We start from the raw sequence: 15,732 nt of genomic DNA, 5'->3' as shown, positions 1-15,732 counted from the left end.
AGAGAGGTGAAAGGCATACATTGACTACCAACATGAAATCGCTAATTCGGCAATACTCGTTACTCGTGGTGGCGGGAACCATCATTGCGTCGGGATTGGCAACGGTCATTATTTCAACTGCAAAAGATCATTCCATCAACGAACGCGTTTATTTGAATTCGGAAACTGTAACGGAAATCGACCTTAAGCACGAACAGCAAGCACGATACCGTTCCAATCGCTCCGAATACTTCCTTGAGTTATACAACGAACAGCCGAAAAGGCGAGTCTTTCTCCAGCTTTCAGGTAAACCGGGCTGACCGTTATACGATCGACGTGGGTACGCAATCGCAGCCGTATTCTCCGGCCAAGTTGACATTGGCTGCCGATTTCAGCAAGGAGCTCCTGGCATCATTCAAGACGTTCGGCATATTTACCCTCACCGCCGTTCCCTTTGCCTTGGCAGGATTCATCTTGTATCGGAGAGAAGACAAGAAGCGGAGCTCAAGGTTCGCGCAGAACTAATAATCCCCTATCATAATGGAGAGAATTCCGTCGATTCGGTTCAAGCCGCCTTGGAAAACCGCATCGGGTTGTTTCCGAACCATCGTTCGCGGGATGGAGCGCAAGGCGGCGATGTCTCGCAGCACGGTTTCCTCCGAAAGGCTCGTTTAACGAAAATCGCACTTACAAGGAGAAATGAGCTTGGTTATCTTGGTACCGACAACAAGAGAAAACTGGCAGGCTGCTTTGCGCCTGCACGTACATGCGCAGCAAGTCGATTACGTGCCTTCGGTCGCGGTATCGCTGGCCAAGGTGACCATTCGTCCGGACGGCGATGCCTATGCATACGCGCCGTTCTGCGTTTATGCCTTCGACCAAACGTTGGTCGGATTCGTCATGGTGACGGCGGATGAGACAACCTCCTGGTCCTATTGGCTGAACGGGTTCATGATCGACGCCGCGCAGCAGGGCAAAGGTTACGGATTGGCGACCATGAATGCGGTGATCGGTTATATACGTGCCCGATATCCGCAAAGCGAATGCTTGAACTTGACGGTAAAACCGGAAAATGCGGCTGCCCGAAAGCTCTACGAAAAATGCGGCTTCAAGCAAACGGGAGAGGTGCACGAGGGCGAGCTTGTTTATCGGCTGGTCTTGCGGCCGGGCTCAAGCAGCTCCCAGTAAATCATGTCCGCCTCTGTTCCGATCTGCTTCATGCCCAACTTAAGACTAGGGGATATCGGTGTAATAAAGATGCTTAAGAAAGCAGGTGACGCAGTGAGCGGCGTACATGCCGGAATACTCGGTCTTTGCGTTGGGGATGCGCTTGGCGTCCCGGCGGAGTTCCGATCCAGAGAAACGCTGAGCGGTTCGCCGATCATGGAGATGATCGGTTACGGTTCGCACAACCAACCTCCGGGAACTTGGTCTGACGATAGTTCGCTTACGTTTTGTCTGATGGACAGCATGAATAAGTGCCAAGGGATCGATCTCTATCACCTTGCGGATGCGTTCACGGGCTGGCTTCTGCGAAATGAATGGACACCTCATGGGAGCGTGTTCGATGTCGGGATGGCGACCGCGGCCGCCATCGAGAAATTGCACGAGGAAATGATCCGTCCGGATCTGGCCGGCGGGCAGGATGAGTTCAGCAATGGCAACGGATCCTTGATGCGCATATTGCCGCTTGCCTATTATTTGCGGGCGAAGCCGCTCGAAGAGCGGATGACGGCGATTGCCCGGGTATCCTCCGTCACGCACCGTCACCCGGTGTCGATTGTGGCATGCTTCATCTACGTTGAGATTGCAATCCTCCTGCAGCAAGGAATCGCATTGGAGGAAAGTATCGCAAGGACCAAGGACGCGATCGCGGCGCTACCGTTCGAGGACGTGCATAAGGCACGATTCAGCCGGATCTTCGCGGCTGATTTCGCTCGTCTAAACGAACAAGACATTCAATCCTCGGGCTACGTGGTACATACGTTGGAAGCGAGCCTGTGGTGCTTGCTCACGACGAGCAGCTACGCCGAGGCCGTTCTGATAGCGGTCAATCTCGGCGAAGATACGGACACCACCGGCGCGGTAACGGGGGGCTTGGCAGGCTTGATGTATGGAGTTGACGGCATTCCCGGCAAATGGATCGATCTATTGGCAAGGAAGCGGGATATTCTCGCACTGTGTGACCGATTTGAAGCACTGATCGCGCGTTGAACTGAAAAAGGGCAGCGCGGCCGCTGCCCTTGGATTCCGATTAGCGTTTCCGCTGCAATAACAAATAGCCGCTAATGGTGGATGTTTTTTTGCTGAAGACGATTTTAAACCCGATATCGTTATCCAACAAGCAGGCTAACGCGGCGCTAAGCAGCGTACCGGCCGTTAAATGAGACGTGCAAGGTCTGGAACTGCCGATCACGCGCGAGGCCGTGATCCTGCGGGCGGAACCGGAGACAAGCGGATTTCTGGACCAACTGATCAAGACGAGATCCGTTTGTTGAACAGCTTTTGTACGAGCCATTCGTATCACCTCGTTTCTATCAGACTTCTCTATAATAGATGAAGAATCGATAGAGAGTGTGCGTGCGAAATCCATGAAACAAGCTGCTGCCGAAAAAAAATATTAGCCAAGCCCGGGCTGTGAATACCGTTCGTGATACCGCCAATGCGCGATAAGGAGGAGGTTTCTCTTTCGGCATTCCGGCGTTTTTTTTAATGCTGGTTCAATTGGAATGGTATATACTACCATATATATTGTTTTTATGGTTGGCGGCAGGAGGCCGAAAAGAATGCCATTTGTCGCTATCCAATATGCGAAAGTTCGGAGGTTATGGGGATGGGCGATCTGGCCTCCAACGCATTGGGCGCGATCGAGCTGCTGGCGGCAACGCATGGGAAACCGGGACGGGAAGTCAGAGACAATCCCTCGTTGACGGAGGAATTGGAGGAGTGGTTGGCGGATCATTCCGGGAAAGGCGATCACTTGCTGGCCAAAGCGATCGAGGTGATCGGGAAAATCAAGCACGGCTCCGAATTGCAAGAACTCTGGGAAGAAACCGAGGATTACGGGAATTGGCTCGGCGTGGTGGAAGATCTGGAACGCAGGCTGCGGTCGTAAACCACAATTCGGATCCGGGTCAGGGGCGTTGGAATCCAGCCTGAGGCCGCTCAGCGTATCTTTAATTGATGACGGGTCGATTTCGTGAAATCGGAAATATTTGGTCATGCTAAGAATGACTTTGCGCATGCGCCGCCTATGCAAAGAACGAGGTATAATAGGGATGAGATCATGAAGGGAGTGAGACCATGATTATTCGGGAAACGGAACAAGCGTTCATCATGACCCATCAGCATGAGCATGCGCGGTTGTCGGGCGATATCGCCAAACGATTCCATGCGCATTTGTTCATGGACGAGACCCGGATCGCGGAAGCGCTGCATGCCGTGTACGAGCATGATCGCGGGTGGATCGCGATGGACGATACGCCGATTTGGAATGACGGGCACTCCGCTCCGTTTACGTTCATGGATTATCCGCTGCTGCCCAAGCTCTTATGCTATCGGCAGGGCATCGACGAAGTGGAAGAAGGGCACGATTATGCGGCCTTGTTATGCAGCCTCCATTATTCGACGTTCGAGGTTATCCAGACCTCCCGGCAAGCGGAAGTCGTACGATTTCATGACCATGAGACAGCCAGACAGGATCGGATCCGGGCAAGGCTGGCTCCGCTGGACGAGGATGTGATCCAGCGCCAGCTGCGCATATTGAAGCTTTGCGACGGCTTGTCGCTCTACGTGTGCCTGAACGAGCCCGGAGCCGCGAAGGAGAACGAGCATCCGTGGTATAAGGACGGGTTCGACATTACGTTGGTCCCGGGCGAACGCTATAGCGCGAACTGGCTGAACGAGCATGAAATTCGCGTCGTGCCGTCTTTGTTCGAGCAAGCTTTTACGGCTACGCTCGCTCAGAAGCAGGTACCGAAAGCGCGCATTCAGCGCGTAGGTCTCCATGCGGCCTATCAGGAGACGGAGTGGACGGAGCAACAGGTGACTTTCACGGCAATTTAGAACGAAGGAGCGACTGCATGGAACTCGCATTCGGCGATTATCTGATCTCGGACCGCAAGGAAAAGCTCGATCGCACCGTCATCCTGGACTACCTGGCCAGAAGCTACTGGGCGAACGAGCGGGCTCCGGAACGGATCTTGAGCTCGATCGAAGCCTCGGTGTGCTACGGCGTCTATCATCGGGATCATCAGGTAGGATTCGCCCGCATCGTGACGGACGGCGCGACGATGTTCTACCTGTGCGACGTGTTCGTGCTGGAGGCGCATCAAGGCAGCGGACTGGGGAAGAAGCTGATCGAAACGATCGTGCACGCCCCGGAGTATGAATGGATGACAGGGATACTGGGCACGAAGGATGCGCATGGCCTCTACGAGAAATACGGCTTCGAGTCGATTCCCGGACGGTTCATGCGGCGCATGGCACAGGCAGTACCATCAGAAAACAGAGGTGATCGCAATGAACGCTAAACAACTGGCGGCCGAAGAAGCCGTCACCCATATCGAAGACGGCATGATCGTCGGACTCGGAACCGGCTCGACGTCGTACTTCGCCATCCTCGGGTTGGCGGCGCGGATGAAGGAAGGGCTTCGCATCCAAGCGGTGGCCAGCTCGCAGGGCTCCGAGGATCTGGCGAAGCAGCTTGGCATTCCGATCCTGCCGTTCTCCGATGTCGAAGCCATCGACGTGACGATCGACGGCGCCGACGAGGTGGACGAAGGCTTCAATCTGATCAAAGGCGGGGGCGGGGCGCTGCTGCGGGAGAAGATCCTGGCGGCGAATAGCCGGAAATTCATCGTCATCGTGGACGACTCGAAGCTGGTTCGCCGGCTGGGCGCGTTTTCGCTGCCCGTGGAGATCATCCCCTTTGCGTACGAGCTGACGATGCGGAATTTGGCGGCGCTAGACTGCAAGCCGACGCTTCGCAGCTCCGAAGGGAAGACTTTCGTGACGGATAACGGCAACTACATCGCCGATTGCGCGTTCGGCGTAATCGAAAACCCGGCGGAGTTGAGCAGCCGATTGAAATCGATTCCCGGCGTCGTGGAGCACGGCTTGTTCGTGAAGATGACCGAAACCGTCATCGTCGGCAGCGGCGAGGGCACGATCGCCTACCTGTAAGCGAACGGATTATGGATTCCCGAAAGGAAGCGGCGGCCATGGACCCGAACAGCGAGCAGATGCGTTTATTCTCGACCAGATCGTCATGAAGCCGCAAATCGCGATATTGGATCTTGGCTGCGGTCACGGGTACGATTTGTTCCAGCTCTCTCGTTCGGCGGATGCCGACAGCCGGTTAATGGGCTCATAGCGAGTATATCTATATATACATCCCAGAAGCAGAGCCGCGCATGAGCGGCTTTCTTCATCTGCTTAGGCGGGAAACCGCTTGCATGGCGTCGGCTCGAAACGGAGAGGGGGCGGTGCAGCGATGGATCAGCGTATCCAGACGTTGCTGGAAGGCGCGGTGCGACTGCTGCGGGAAGAACTATCCGCCGGTTTGACCGGTATCTATGCGCACGGATCGTTGGCGATGGGATGTTTCAACCCGACGCGCAGCGACATCGATCTGCTGGCCGTCGTCCGCGAACCGAGCGCGCGGCATACATACAGACGAATTGCGGAGAAGCTGCTCCGGCTGGAGGAAGAACAGCCTGTCGGAGCGGGCATCGAGCTGAGCATCGTGCTGCAAACGTATGCGGCGGCATTCGTGCATCCGACTCCGTTCGAGTTCCACTACTCCGCGCAGCACCGGAGCCGGTACAAGGAAGATTCGGATTACGTATGCGGCGGGACGGAGGATCCTGATCTGGCCGCTCATTTCGCCGTGACGTATAGCCGAGGAATCGCGCTCTGGGGCCAGCCGGTTCGGGAATTGTTCCGGCCGATCGACGGGCGGTATTTCCGCGAATCGGTACTGTCGGACGTAAGGGAGGCGGCAGCCGGCATTACGCGCAATCCCGTCTATTACGTGCTGAATTTATGCCGGACGCTGCAGTACGTGCGGGAATCGGCGATCTCCTCCAAGCGCGAAGGCGGCGAGTGGGCTGCGTCCCTCGTGCCCCGGGATTTCCGCGATCTCATCGATAGCAGCCTGGCGGTCTATCGCGGCGAGCGCGCGGAGTTGGCGATCGACGAGGAGGGGCTCCTTTCCTTTGCGGCATACATGCTAAGGGAGATCGGCCGGAAAACGACCATCAATGAGGAGTTGAACGAATGAAGGCCTATGAATGGGATGAGCGGATCGCCTATCTGCGCAATACGCGCTGGTTATTCTACAACGACGATTACCTGGAGTTTCTGGTTCGCGGCGTCTGGAAGATCGACAAGCCCGTCAAGCTGGTCGATTACGGCTGCGGCTACGGCTATCTTGGGCTGAAGCTGCTGCCGATGCTGCCGGAAGGCTCGAGCTACACGGGCATCGATAAGGGCATGCGGCTGCTCGGCGAAGCGAGAGAGCTGTTCTCGCGTCTGCCTTATCCGTCCGCGTTCATCGAAGGGGATATCGAAGCGATCGAGGTGGAGCGCGCATACGACATCGCCCTGAGCCATGCCTTTCTGCTCCACATGACCGAACCGGAGCGGATCCTCCGGAAGATGATGAACAGCGTCGTGAATGGCGGACGCGTTATTTGCTTCGAGCCGCACTGGATCGGCTGCATGGCTAACTTTGCGTTGGAAGGCGCCGAGCAGTCTGCCATCATCCCGCTGGGCGTGCTGCAGAAGCTGTATGAGACCGATGCGGCGCGAACCGGCAAGGACGGCAACATCGGGATGCGGCTGCCGATCCTGATGAGTCAAATGGGAATGAAGCAGGTTGGCTGCAGAGTAAGCGACCGGGTGAATTTTCTCGATCAGCATATGGATCCCGAAGGCAAAGAAGCGCTTTACTTCGCGTTGCGGGAAGGCGGCTTCGCTCAAGAGCCGGCTGATCTTGTCGAGATGATCGCGCGATTAAGGCAGCGGGGGCTGGATGAGGAAGAGGCTGCCGAGCAAGCGGAAGCGGAGCGCCGCCTGGCGGAAATCTTCACGTCGTCGTCCTGGCTGACGGGCGCCGACAATATGATGATCTCATTCGGAATCGTGGAGGTTTGACGGATATGGACGAAATCATTGCCTATTACAACGCATTCGACGAGTGGGGCAGGCTTGACCGCGAACCGCTGGAATACCAAGTCAATCTCCATCATATCGTAAATAACCTTCCGGAACGGGGCCGAGTGTTGGATAACGGGGCCGGACCGGGCAAATACGCGATGGCGCTCGCCAAGCTCGGCTATCGGGTGACGCTGACCGACTTGACGCCGAGACTCGTGGAGGTCGCGCGGCAGAAAGCCCATGAGCTGGCGCTGTCGCAGCAATTCGACGGCTTTTACCCGGCCGATGCCCGGGATCTAAGCCGATTCCCCGACGCGCATTTCGATGCTTCGCTGATGCTGGGGCCGCTCTATCATCTGCAGGAGGAAGCGTGCCGAGAGCGTGCCGTCTCCGAATTGTTTCGCGTGACGAAGCCGGGCGGCCTCGTATTCGTCGCCTTCATGTCGCGAACGCGGTTTCTGGCGACGTCCCTCAAGTTCCCGGAAGCGTGGAAACCGAATCACACGGCGGAGGGCATCCGCGGGTTTCTGGAGACGGGCGCCTTCAACCACGCCGATGCCGGACGGTTCACCGGAGCCTATTATTTCGACATTGACGCGATCAAGCCGTTCATGGAAGCGCACGGCTTCCGCACCGAGAAATTGATCGGCTCGGGCAGCATTGCGGGGGCGCTGGATCCGGAGCAATGGGCGTATTGGCGGCAGCGGGGCGACGAGGAATACGACGCGATCATGCAGCTGGTCCTGAAGGAGTCCGAGAATCCGTATATACTCGGCCATTCGTCCCATCTCTTGTATATCGGACGGAAAGCGTAGCACTCAGCGTCCGCGGGAAACGCGGGAAACATGGGCAGAAGCCATCGAACTCATCATCGAGTCGATGGCTTTTTTGGCGTGCTGTCATCAGGCCAGGATCAATTATGCCATGATTACGGTGAAGGCATTCATGTATTTGCGTCCGACCGACCAAGCAGAACGAAGCGCGGTTTATCGGCGCTCGACTGGGATGACGAGGGACAGGCGAGTAACTATCATTCGACGGCATTCGGCGCAATCCGGGTGTCCTGCCGTTCCCATAATCGCCGGGCGATCGCGATTTCATCCCGATTCCAGCAAAACCGGCTAATTTGAACATCCTCGCCGGTACAGGCACTTCTAGGCCTGCGCCTACATAGAATGAAGAACAGTCTCGAAAAGTCGGGGAGGCCGTGAATCCTGCCCGGCCATTACATCTTGGGGGTGGCCGTATTATGCCTGGATTTTTTGCCGCAGTCGCGCTGTTCATTAAACAATTGTCGCTTCTTGTCTCCTATGTCAAAAACAATGCTTTTCCCCAGCCGCTGCAAGAAGAAGAGGAGCTCCGGCACCTGCAGTTAATGGCTGAGGGGAATCAACACTCGCGGAATTTGCTGATCGAGCATAACTTGAGATTGGTCGCGCATATCGTCAAAAAATTCGACAATACGGGCGAAGGACTCGAAGACCTGATTTCCATCGGGACAATCGGACTGATCAAGGCGATCGAGAGCTTCCAGACGGGAAAAGGGACGAAGCTCGCGACGTTCGCGGCGCGCTGCATCGAGAACGAAATTCTGATGCATCTCCGGTCGCTCAAGAAAACGCGCAAGGACGTATCTCTGCACGATCCGATCGGAACGGACAAAGAAGGCAACGAAATCACGCTTATCGATATCCTGGGGACGGAAGCCGACGAGGTCGCGGATCGGGTGCAGCTGAAAATTGAGAAGAGCAAAATCTATAAAAATTTAGATATATTGGATGAACGCGAAAAGGAAGTCGTGGTCGGCCGGTTCGGCCTCATCACCGGCGGGGAAGAGCGGACGCAGCGGGAGATCGCGAAGGAGCTCGGCATCTCGCGTTCGTACGTTTCACGGATCGAGAAGCGGGCGCTGATGAAGCTATATCATGAGTTTTATAAGGTGAAGAAATAAGAGATTGTTGAATGTACTAAAAAAGTCGGCGATGCCGGCTTTTTTTGCATAGTTCTGTCATTAAAGCAAAACGATCATATCCTGCTGAAACAAAAAGGATTATAAACTCAATAAAATGTTCCTGTGTCGAGAGGGCATTGAATGCAAAAATTGAATTTCGCGTATCGAATACGGCATTCGAAGAAACACCCCATTCTGGAACCACTCTTCCATTTCCTTCAAAGATGATTGAAAATCTTCACCTATTCCGTCACCGAGTAATGTAGTCAAATACCTGAAGAATTGTTCCTTTTTCCGAATTCGGCCTCGTTTCCGCGAAAAAATAAAGCGGTTACAATGATTTCAGATGGTCGCGACATCAAGATTCACTGATAGAAGGGGGTCAGTATGAAGGGGCTTTTCAATTTGATAGTGCTTTGTTTTGTCTTCTCCGGGACCGGGATCCTAAGCTCATGCGCGGCCGATAATGCGGTATCCGCGGTACAGGCTACCGAGCTGACCGATGAGCTCGTTATCCTTAATTACTATGATTGGACGGACGAGAAGCCCTACATGGATCAAGTAATAAACGCTTTCGAGAAGAAATATCCGACGATTAAAGTTAAGACCAGCTACGTACCAGGCAACGATTATATCCAAAAAATGCTGGTGAATTTATCAACTGGCGAGAATATGGATGTTTTCGCGACGCAAAGCACCTCCAATCTAGCGGAATATACGTCCAAACAGGTGCTAGAACCGTTGGACGACGTCGCGAAATCGCCGGAACTGTCCGGTATAGCGGAATCGATTGGACAGCTTCGATCCGGCGACCATATTTATGGCCTTCCGTATCGAACAAGCAAATGGGTGCTGTACTACAACAAGGATTTGTTTGATCAAGCAGGTGTTGCCTATCCGGATGGAACGTGGACATGGGAACACTACGCAGAAATCGCAAAGAAGCTGACAAGCGGCAACGGGGAGAATAAGATTTACGGCTCCATGAGTTACCAATCCGACAACACGTGGTGGAGGGTGTTGGCAAACATCGAAGGGGCAAATAACCCCCTTCATTCCGAAGAGCTTCCGACATTCAAACGGATTTTGGAGTATTATTACGACTTAACCTATGAAGCCGGTGCCCAGCAGCCGTTCATCGAGTTGGTCGGTAATGCGGGTGCCGACTATACAGCACGCTTCCTTCAAGGGAGCGCCGCGATGATGTGGAACGGGGACTGGGCCGTTCAAATGCTGAATGAGGGGATTCGGCAGAAAGACATGCAGCTCCGTTACGATATTGCGCCGCTGCCATATTGGAATGGTTCGGAGCAGGCTACGACAGGCTCGTTTGCCGTTGTCCTGGTGAACAATCAGACGACCAAAATGGCCGCAGCCAAGCTGCTTGCGGAATTCATCGCTTCCGAAGAAGCAGCGAAAATCATTGCGGGCAGCGGACTTTTGACACCGTGGAGCACCGACGCCGTGAAGCAAGCCTACCTGTCTAAAGTGACTATGCCCGAACATGCGGGCGTTTTTTCGAACAATATCAAGGTCATGAGTCAAGTGCCAATGGATCCGCTGTACAATCAAGCGAGCAATATCTTAAAAGATGAAGCTTCCTTGTACTTGCTGCAGAAGCAATCGCTCGAGAAAACCATGACAAACGTAGAGATTCGCAACAAGAAAGAAATCAAGTAACGGATACGTGACGACTTCATTCGCAAACCTCCCATATCTTCTCCAGCAAGAACCTTATAACTCATACGGCATAACAGATTGAAAGCGAATACATCAGGGGCAGCTGTCGCAATCGAATCTGATAAAAAATAATCGAATTTCTGAAATACCATAGATAATTGAGGAGGAATCCCTGAACATGTTGAAAAAAACCTTCGCTGTCGTTATGTGCGTGCTGATCGTGTGCGCCATAGCGCCTGCCGCTTTCGCAACGAACTATTATTATCCTTCCTACCCTGGGCCGGCCAAAGCTCAGCCGCCGGCAGGACGCGAATATTTCCCGACTGACATCTCTAAGCTGCCAAGCTCGGATGGATTGCCCGATCTGTTCAAATTCTTGGATACGTCCAAAGGTACGAACGGGTATGTGACGACTCCGGTCGAGTGGGATCAGCGCCGCGCGGAGCTCTCGGATTTGCTGCAATATTATTATTACGGCAAGAAGATGGATACAGCGAAAGAGGACGTCACTTTTAGCGGCAACCTGGGCACGAGCAATGCATCATTGACGGTTACCGTTCAAAATCCAGCGAATGGGAAATCCGGCAGCTACAATGTCACCGGCATTTACGTTCCGACTTATAAAGAAGGCGTAGCGGATGCCGACCTGAAGAACGGCGAGACGAACATCGCGCCTCCGTATCCATTCGTCATCGGCGTGGGCGGCGGCGTATCCGCCAACATGCGTAATACCTTCTTGCGTCACGGGTATGCCGTGATGAACAATCCAACCGGGACGATCTTTAGCGATAACGCGAGCCGAACCGGCGTATATACAACGCTGTATCCATTCAATCGGGATACGTATGAAGGGGATTCGGCTGCATTAATGGCGTGGGCGTGGGGCATTTCCCGTACCATCGATGCACTTGAGAACGGTGCGTATAAAGGCTTGATCGACCCGTCGCGCTCGGTCGTCACCGGTGTATCCCGTAACGGCAAAGCGGCTGCGCTGGCCGGCGCGTTCGATCAGCGCATCAGTATTGTCGTGCCGGTGGATCCCGGGCAGGGCGGCATCGCCTCCATGCGCTATACGTCCGAAGGCCGGATCTACAATTACAACGTGCCGAATAGCGCGAATGGGGCGCCTAATGCCTCCTCCAGCAATTCCAATATGAACCGCAGTTACTTCCGCAACGAGAAGCCGACTAATACGATGTCTCCCGGCGGCGATCATTGGCTCGACACCAAGGCCGAGGAGTTCCGCTTTGAGCTGGACAAGCTGCCGTTCGACTCGCATGCGCTCGCGGCCTTGGTCGCTCCGCGTCCGCTCCTGACTTTCACGGGCGAGGGCTTCGACTGGCTGAGTTCTCCATCGAACATACTCGCGACCGTCGCCGCCAAAGAAGTTTACGAGTTCCTCGGTAAGGGCGACAACATCGGCGTCTTCGTCCATGACGGTGCGCATGCCTTCCAGGATCGTGACCATGCCTACATGCTGGCGATGATGGACCGCGAATTCCATGGCGGCAAATATGGCGACCCGCTTAAGGTCGAAGGACCGGATACGCTCGGCGTAACCGTCAACCCGCCGATTCGTCCCGCAGCAACATACAGCGGCGTCTGGGAAATGTCCGCTTATCCGTTCGAGGTAGATAGCTCCTACATGCAATGGTCCCGTCCGAACAAATATACGCTTTACAGCACCAACGAGATGGTGACAGCGGGTTATCCCGCCACGATCAAGGCGTATTCCAATGCGCCGCAAGTGATGTTGAACACCGGCGAGGGTGTTTATACCGCCGATGTCGTCGGGGGAGTCGCTACCTTTAACCTCAATGCCGAGAAGACTGTACCGGGCAGGTACACGTTATCCTCAATCGGCAAGGCCAAGGATACCCAGACGGTCTATCTCCAAAGCTACGATCTGACGGGCATTCTTCGCACCAGCATTACGGGTGACGATACCGGCGATCAGCGCTGGGTCTTCGGCTTCACGAGCAAGGTCGACCAGCAAGCGATGAAGATATTCGCCAACGACGTAGCGGTGCCGACCAGCGTGAATGAATCGGAGGAGCCCGGTTGGATTCTATCGTACGGCGCTTCCATCAACACCGGTTATACAAGCGCCGACGCCGACAACAGCAACAAGCATGCATTCTTCCAGGAAAATGTGCCAGGTTTCCCGGTCAGCTACGCAGCGGGCTCAAACAGGGTTGTGCGGCTGGAGGACGTCAAGCTCGAATCGCTGCCCGGGTTCGATTTTCAATTCTCGTATGACTTGAACAAGGCGAAGGCGATCTTCCCGCCATCCTGGCCGTCCACCAACATCAAGATCGGTCCGAGTCCGAACTGGCCGCTGTATCCGAACAAGAACACTGACACTGGCAACAGGCCTGAATCGCTGCCTTGGCCGACGACCAAGCTCGGCGAGGTGAGCTTCAATCCGAAGAACGCGGTAATCACTCCGGATACCAAGAGCGTGACCTTCGGCTTCGCGAATCCGATGGATCCACAGAACTTCGGATTCGGCACGAATTTCGCCGAAGATTATACCCTCGACTGGAGCGAGAACAATACGATCGTCACGATCGGCTTCGATAAGCCGGTAACAGCGGACAGCCAATTCATCTTTGCCCGGCTGCAGGACGCGGCGGGTAATGTCAATGTACGCCCTTATGTTTTCGATCTCGCACCGAAGGCCGCCACTGGCATCACGATTACGCCACCTACCAAGGTGGATTACAAGGTTGGCGAGCACCTCGACTTGACCGGTCTTGTGGTAACCGCCAGCTTCGAAGACGGAACATCCAAGCCGGTAAGCGATTATGAGCTCGACGTGAAGGACGGCGCGCTGGTGCAGAAGAGCGGCACCATCACGGCAACAGTCAGCTACGCCGGATTTACCGAGAAGTTCGCTCTCAAGGCCACGCTGCCGGACAGCATCGTCTACACGGTCAATGTGCCGGCGAACGTCATCGTCAACAGCAAAGATAAGGAAACGCCGGTTAAATTCACGCTTGACGCGCAGAATTATGCCGGACTGCAAGGCTTCAACGCCACGGTTAAATACGACGCGGATCTGACGTTCGTCGGCGCAGTCGGCAAGTCCGGCATATCGGTCGTCGACGCGAAGAACGACACGAGCAAGAAGGAAATTCACCTCGCCGTTGCCAAGCTCGGTTCTCCGATCGCCGCAGGCGAGAATCTGCTCAACCTGCTCGATCTGAATTTCACGGTTCCCGTAGGCTATGTCGGCGACGTGAGCGCTGAAGTGACCATCGACTTTGCGAGCAACGGCAAGAACGAAATGGCCGTGACCCCGCTCAATAACAAAGCAACGGTCGCGGTAGGTTCCTATATGGTTTTGACCTACGATATCAACAATGATAAGGTCGTCGATTGGAACGACTTCTATGCCATAGCAGGCTATTATGGCGCATCGAGCCTCGACAGCAACTGGCGCGAAAACGCGTATCGCGGCGATTACAGCGGGGACGGCAAGATTGGCATTGATGATCTGCTGCTCTTCATTCAGGTACTGAACGATAACAACATCGGTTTCTAAAAGTAAGACCCGTCAACTCTATGAAGGACAGATCGTGCGAGGCGTCGGAAGCACTCTGCTTCTGACGTCTCTGGCACGCTTGGGAGGAAAATGCCATGAGCGTTTTGGGGAAATTGCGCCATGTTTTATTGATTTCATCTTCGCTGGTCCTCCTGCTTGGCATCTTCGCCCTGCCGGTGCGCGCTGCCATCCCCGTGAGTGCGGAGAATTCCGCCATCCCGGTGAATGTGGAGTCAGCCCTGAATGAAATCACGATCATCATTTCGCTTGCAGAGAAGGAGAAGTATGCCGGCGTGGAGATGTCCGTCGAACTTTCGGACGGCTTGACGTATCTCAGCCATGAGATGGATGCGGGCTTTACGGGCTTGTATCAATACAACGGCACCCGGCATCTGATCGGCGGCATGACGACCGAAGGGAAGAATGCTTTCTCCGGCAAGGTCGAAGTTTGTGTGTTGAAAGTCCGCTATACGGGCAATGAGAGCGAGACTATCTCGATCACCCCGGCAGTGACCCGCTATGACAGCGCGGGCAAGCCGGTGTCCACGCCGAAGAAAGTGCAGACCGTCCAGATCTCCCGCCCGGTCGGCGAATCGGGCGGAGACGCCTCTATCGGTTCGAGTACTGGCACCGGGCGTCCAATTATCCTCGACCAGGACAACCCGGACCTGGAAGTATCGATCGACGCGGATGATCTGACCGCTTCTTCTACCAGCTTCACGGACATCGGCGGACATTGGGCAGAAGGCTACATCCGTTCGTTAGAAGCGCAGAAATACGTAACCGGTGTCGGCAACGGCAGGTTCAACCCCAATGCGGTCCTCACCCGCGCGCAATACGTGCAAATGCTCTACAACGCGTTCGGTGGCGGTGCTCAGCTGGGCGGCAGCTTGGCGTTCAATGACGCCGTGCCGGGCCAATGGTATAGCAATGCCATCGCTTGGGCGCAGGTCAACGACATCGTCGGTGGCTACAATGACAAACGGTTTGGTCCGAACGATCCGATTAAGCGGCAGGATATCATGGTCATTACGGAGCGATTGGCGACCGCGAACAACATTTACCTGAAGACAGGTAAACAGATCATCACGTTCTCGGACGATCGTTTGATCTCCGGCTATGCAAGAGAAGCAGTGTATGCCATGCAGGACGCGACCATTGTGGCCGGCAAGGCAAATAATATGTTTGATCCACTCGGCAACGCCACTCGCGCCGAAGCGGCGAAGATGCTCTACTTGATTCTACACAAAGCAGACAAGATTGATCCGGCATACGAAATTCGTACTTAATGATGCCCTAACAATCCCCGGCCACTAATGGCCGGGGATGTATTGGTTTGGATAGAGGTGCTTATACAGAAATCAACGACGTGGAACCGACAGGGATTAATGCTCATTTAACTCATCATCTCCTA

15 protein-coding genes are annotated in these 15,732 nt (G+C 54.7%); 14 read left to right on the top strand and 1 reads right to left on the bottom strand.

Features of this window, described 5'->3' with window-relative positions; all coding sequences use genetic code 11:
• Positions 1–20: 20 nt before the first annotated feature.
• The 3 genes from AC50YL_RS04740 to AC50YL_RS04730 all read left to right on the top strand — a co-directional run bounded on the left by AC50YL_RS04740 (position 21) and on the right by AC50YL_RS04730 (position 2,193).
• Positions 21–299: a hypothetical protein gene (locus AC50YL_RS04740; RefSeq protein WP_494829710.1), complete on the top strand. Its 279-nt coding sequence runs from the start codon at positions 21–23 to the stop codon at positions 297–299.
• Between the two features lie 385 nt (positions 300–684).
• Positions 685–1,167 carry a GNAT family N-acetyltransferase gene (locus tag AC50YL_RS04735; RefSeq protein ID WP_494829708.1) on the top strand — a complete coding sequence of 161 codons (483 nt, stop codon included), beginning with the start codon at positions 685–687 and terminating at the stop codon, positions 1,165–1,167.
• A gap of 93 nt (positions 1,168–1,260) precedes the next feature.
• Positions 1,261–2,193, top strand: a complete 933-nt coding sequence (locus AC50YL_RS04730; RefSeq protein WP_494829706.1) for an ADP-ribosylglycohydrolase family protein — start codon at positions 1,261–1,263, stop codon at positions 2,191–2,193.
• Positions 2,194–2,233: 40 nt separating this feature from the next.
• Here the strand turns inward: AC50YL_RS04730 and AC50YL_RS04725 are convergent, their stop codons facing one another.
• On the bottom strand, positions 2,234–2,497 hold the full coding sequence (locus tag AC50YL_RS04725) for a hypothetical protein (protein ID WP_494829704.1): 264 nt from the start codon (positions 2,495–2,497) through the stop codon (positions 2,234–2,236).
• 315 nt (positions 2,498–2,812) lie between these two features.
• On the opposite strand from AC50YL_RS04725, the gene AC50YL_RS04720 reads away from it, so the two are divergent.
• From AC50YL_RS04720 to AC50YL_RS04670, 11 genes are all read left to right on the top strand, one after another.
• Positions 2,813–3,094: a DUF4259 domain-containing protein gene (locus AC50YL_RS04720; protein ID WP_494829702.1), complete on the top strand. Its 282-nt coding sequence runs from the start codon at positions 2,813–2,815 to the stop codon at positions 3,092–3,094.
• A gap of 188 nt (positions 3,095–3,282) precedes the next feature.
• Complete coding sequence (locus tag AC50YL_RS04715; RefSeq protein WP_494829700.1) at positions 3,283–4,044, top strand: DUF3891 family protein; 762 nt, start codon at positions 3,283–3,285, stop codon at positions 4,042–4,044.
• Between the two features lie 17 nt (positions 4,045–4,061).
• A complete protein-coding gene (locus tag AC50YL_RS04710) occupies positions 4,062–4,511 on the top strand; it encodes a GNAT family N-acetyltransferase (RefSeq protein ID WP_494829699.1) in 450 nt (149 codons plus the stop codon).
• A complete protein-coding gene (gene rpiA / locus AC50YL_RS04705; RefSeq protein WP_494829697.1) occupies positions 4,501–5,163 on the top strand; it encodes a ribose-5-phosphate isomerase RpiA in 663 nt (220 codons plus the stop codon). Before AC50YL_RS04710 ends, rpiA begins: the two co-directional genes overlap by 11 nt.
• A 310-nt stretch (positions 5,164–5,473) precedes the next feature.
• Entirely contained in the window at positions 5,474–6,262 is a 789-nt protein-coding gene (locus AC50YL_RS04700) for an aminoglycoside adenylyltransferase domain-containing protein (protein WP_494829695.1), read from the top strand.
• Positions 6,259–7,137, top strand: a complete 879-nt coding sequence (locus AC50YL_RS04695; protein ID WP_494829693.1) for a class I SAM-dependent methyltransferase — start codon at positions 6,259–6,261, stop codon at positions 7,135–7,137. Before AC50YL_RS04700 ends, AC50YL_RS04695 begins: the two co-directional genes overlap by 4 nt.
• A gap of 5 nt (positions 7,138–7,142) precedes the next feature.
• A complete protein-coding gene (locus AC50YL_RS04690; RefSeq protein ID WP_494829691.1) occupies positions 7,143–7,955 on the top strand; it encodes a class I SAM-dependent methyltransferase in 813 nt (270 codons plus the stop codon).
• A 434-nt stretch (positions 7,956–8,389) separates the two neighbouring features.
• Positions 8,390–9,091: an RNA polymerase sporulation sigma factor SigK gene (gene sigK, locus AC50YL_RS04685; RefSeq protein WP_161747249.1), complete on the top strand. Its 702-nt coding sequence runs from the start codon at positions 8,390–8,392 to the stop codon at positions 9,089–9,091.
• Positions 9,092–9,478: 387 nt separating this feature from the next.
• Positions 9,479–10,771 (top strand): ABC transporter substrate-binding protein, encoded by a 1,293-nt coding sequence (locus AC50YL_RS04680; protein WP_494829689.1) that lies wholly within the window; start codon positions 9,479–9,481, stop codon positions 10,769–10,771.
• A 178-nt stretch (positions 10,772–10,949) separates the two neighbouring features.
• On the top strand, positions 10,950–14,318 hold the full coding sequence (locus AC50YL_RS04675; RefSeq protein WP_494829687.1) for a glucuronyl esterase domain-containing protein: 3,369 nt from the start codon (positions 10,950–10,952) through the stop codon (positions 14,316–14,318).
• Between the two features lie 95 nt (positions 14,319–14,413).
• Positions 14,414–15,607 (top strand): S-layer homology domain-containing protein, encoded by a 1,194-nt coding sequence (locus AC50YL_RS04670; RefSeq protein WP_494829685.1) that lies wholly within the window; start codon positions 14,414–14,416, stop codon positions 15,605–15,607.
• Positions 15,608–15,732 lie beyond the last annotated feature (125 nt).

The organism is Paenibacillus sp. J22P277 (genome assembly GCF_059383675.1).
The sequence above is the reverse complement of the archived record's forward strand: the minus strand, read 5'-3'. Positions and strand labels throughout refer to the sequence as shown.

Excerpts from the sequence above, each read along its gene's own strand:
- AC50YL_RS04695 (WP_494829693.1), top strand. The coding sequence starts at position 6,259 with ATGAAGGCCTATGAATGGGATGAGCGGATCGCCTATCTGCGCAATACG.
- AC50YL_RS04715 (WP_494829700.1), top strand. The coding sequence starts at position 3,283 with ATGATTATTCGGGAAACGGAACAAGCGTTCATCATGACCCATCAGCAT.
- AC50YL_RS04725 (WP_494829704.1), bottom strand. The coding sequence starts at position 2,497 with ATGGCTCGTACAAAAGCTGTTCAACAAACGGATCTCGTCTTGATCAGT.
- AC50YL_RS04680 (WP_494829689.1), top strand. The coding sequence starts at position 9,479 with ATGAAGGGGCTTTTCAATTTGATAGTGCTTTGTTTTGTCTTCTCCGGG.
- AC50YL_RS04670 (WP_494829685.1), top strand. The coding sequence starts at position 14,414 with ATGAGCGTTTTGGGGAAATTGCGCCATGTTTTATTGATTTCATCTTCG.
- AC50YL_RS04700 (WP_494829695.1), top strand. The coding sequence starts at position 5,474 with ATGGATCAGCGTATCCAGACGTTGCTGGAAGGCGCGGTGCGACTGCTG.
- AC50YL_RS04675 (WP_494829687.1), top strand. The coding sequence starts at position 10,950 with ATGTTGAAAAAAACCTTCGCTGTCGTTATGTGCGTGCTGATCGTGTGC.
- sigK (WP_161747249.1), top strand. The coding sequence starts at position 8,390 with ATGCCTGGATTTTTTGCCGCAGTCGCGCTGTTCATTAAACAATTGTCG.
- AC50YL_RS04690 (WP_494829691.1), top strand. The coding sequence starts at position 7,143 with ATGGACGAAATCATTGCCTATTACAACGCATTCGACGAGTGGGGCAGG.
- AC50YL_RS04720 (WP_494829702.1), top strand. The coding sequence starts at position 2,813 with ATGGGCGATCTGGCCTCCAACGCATTGGGCGCGATCGAGCTGCTGGCG.
- AC50YL_RS04710 (WP_494829699.1), top strand. The coding sequence starts at position 4,062 with ATGGAACTCGCATTCGGCGATTATCTGATCTCGGACCGCAAGGAAAAG.
- rpiA (WP_494829697.1), top strand. The coding sequence starts at position 4,501 with ATGAACGCTAAACAACTGGCGGCCGAAGAAGCCGTCACCCATATCGAA.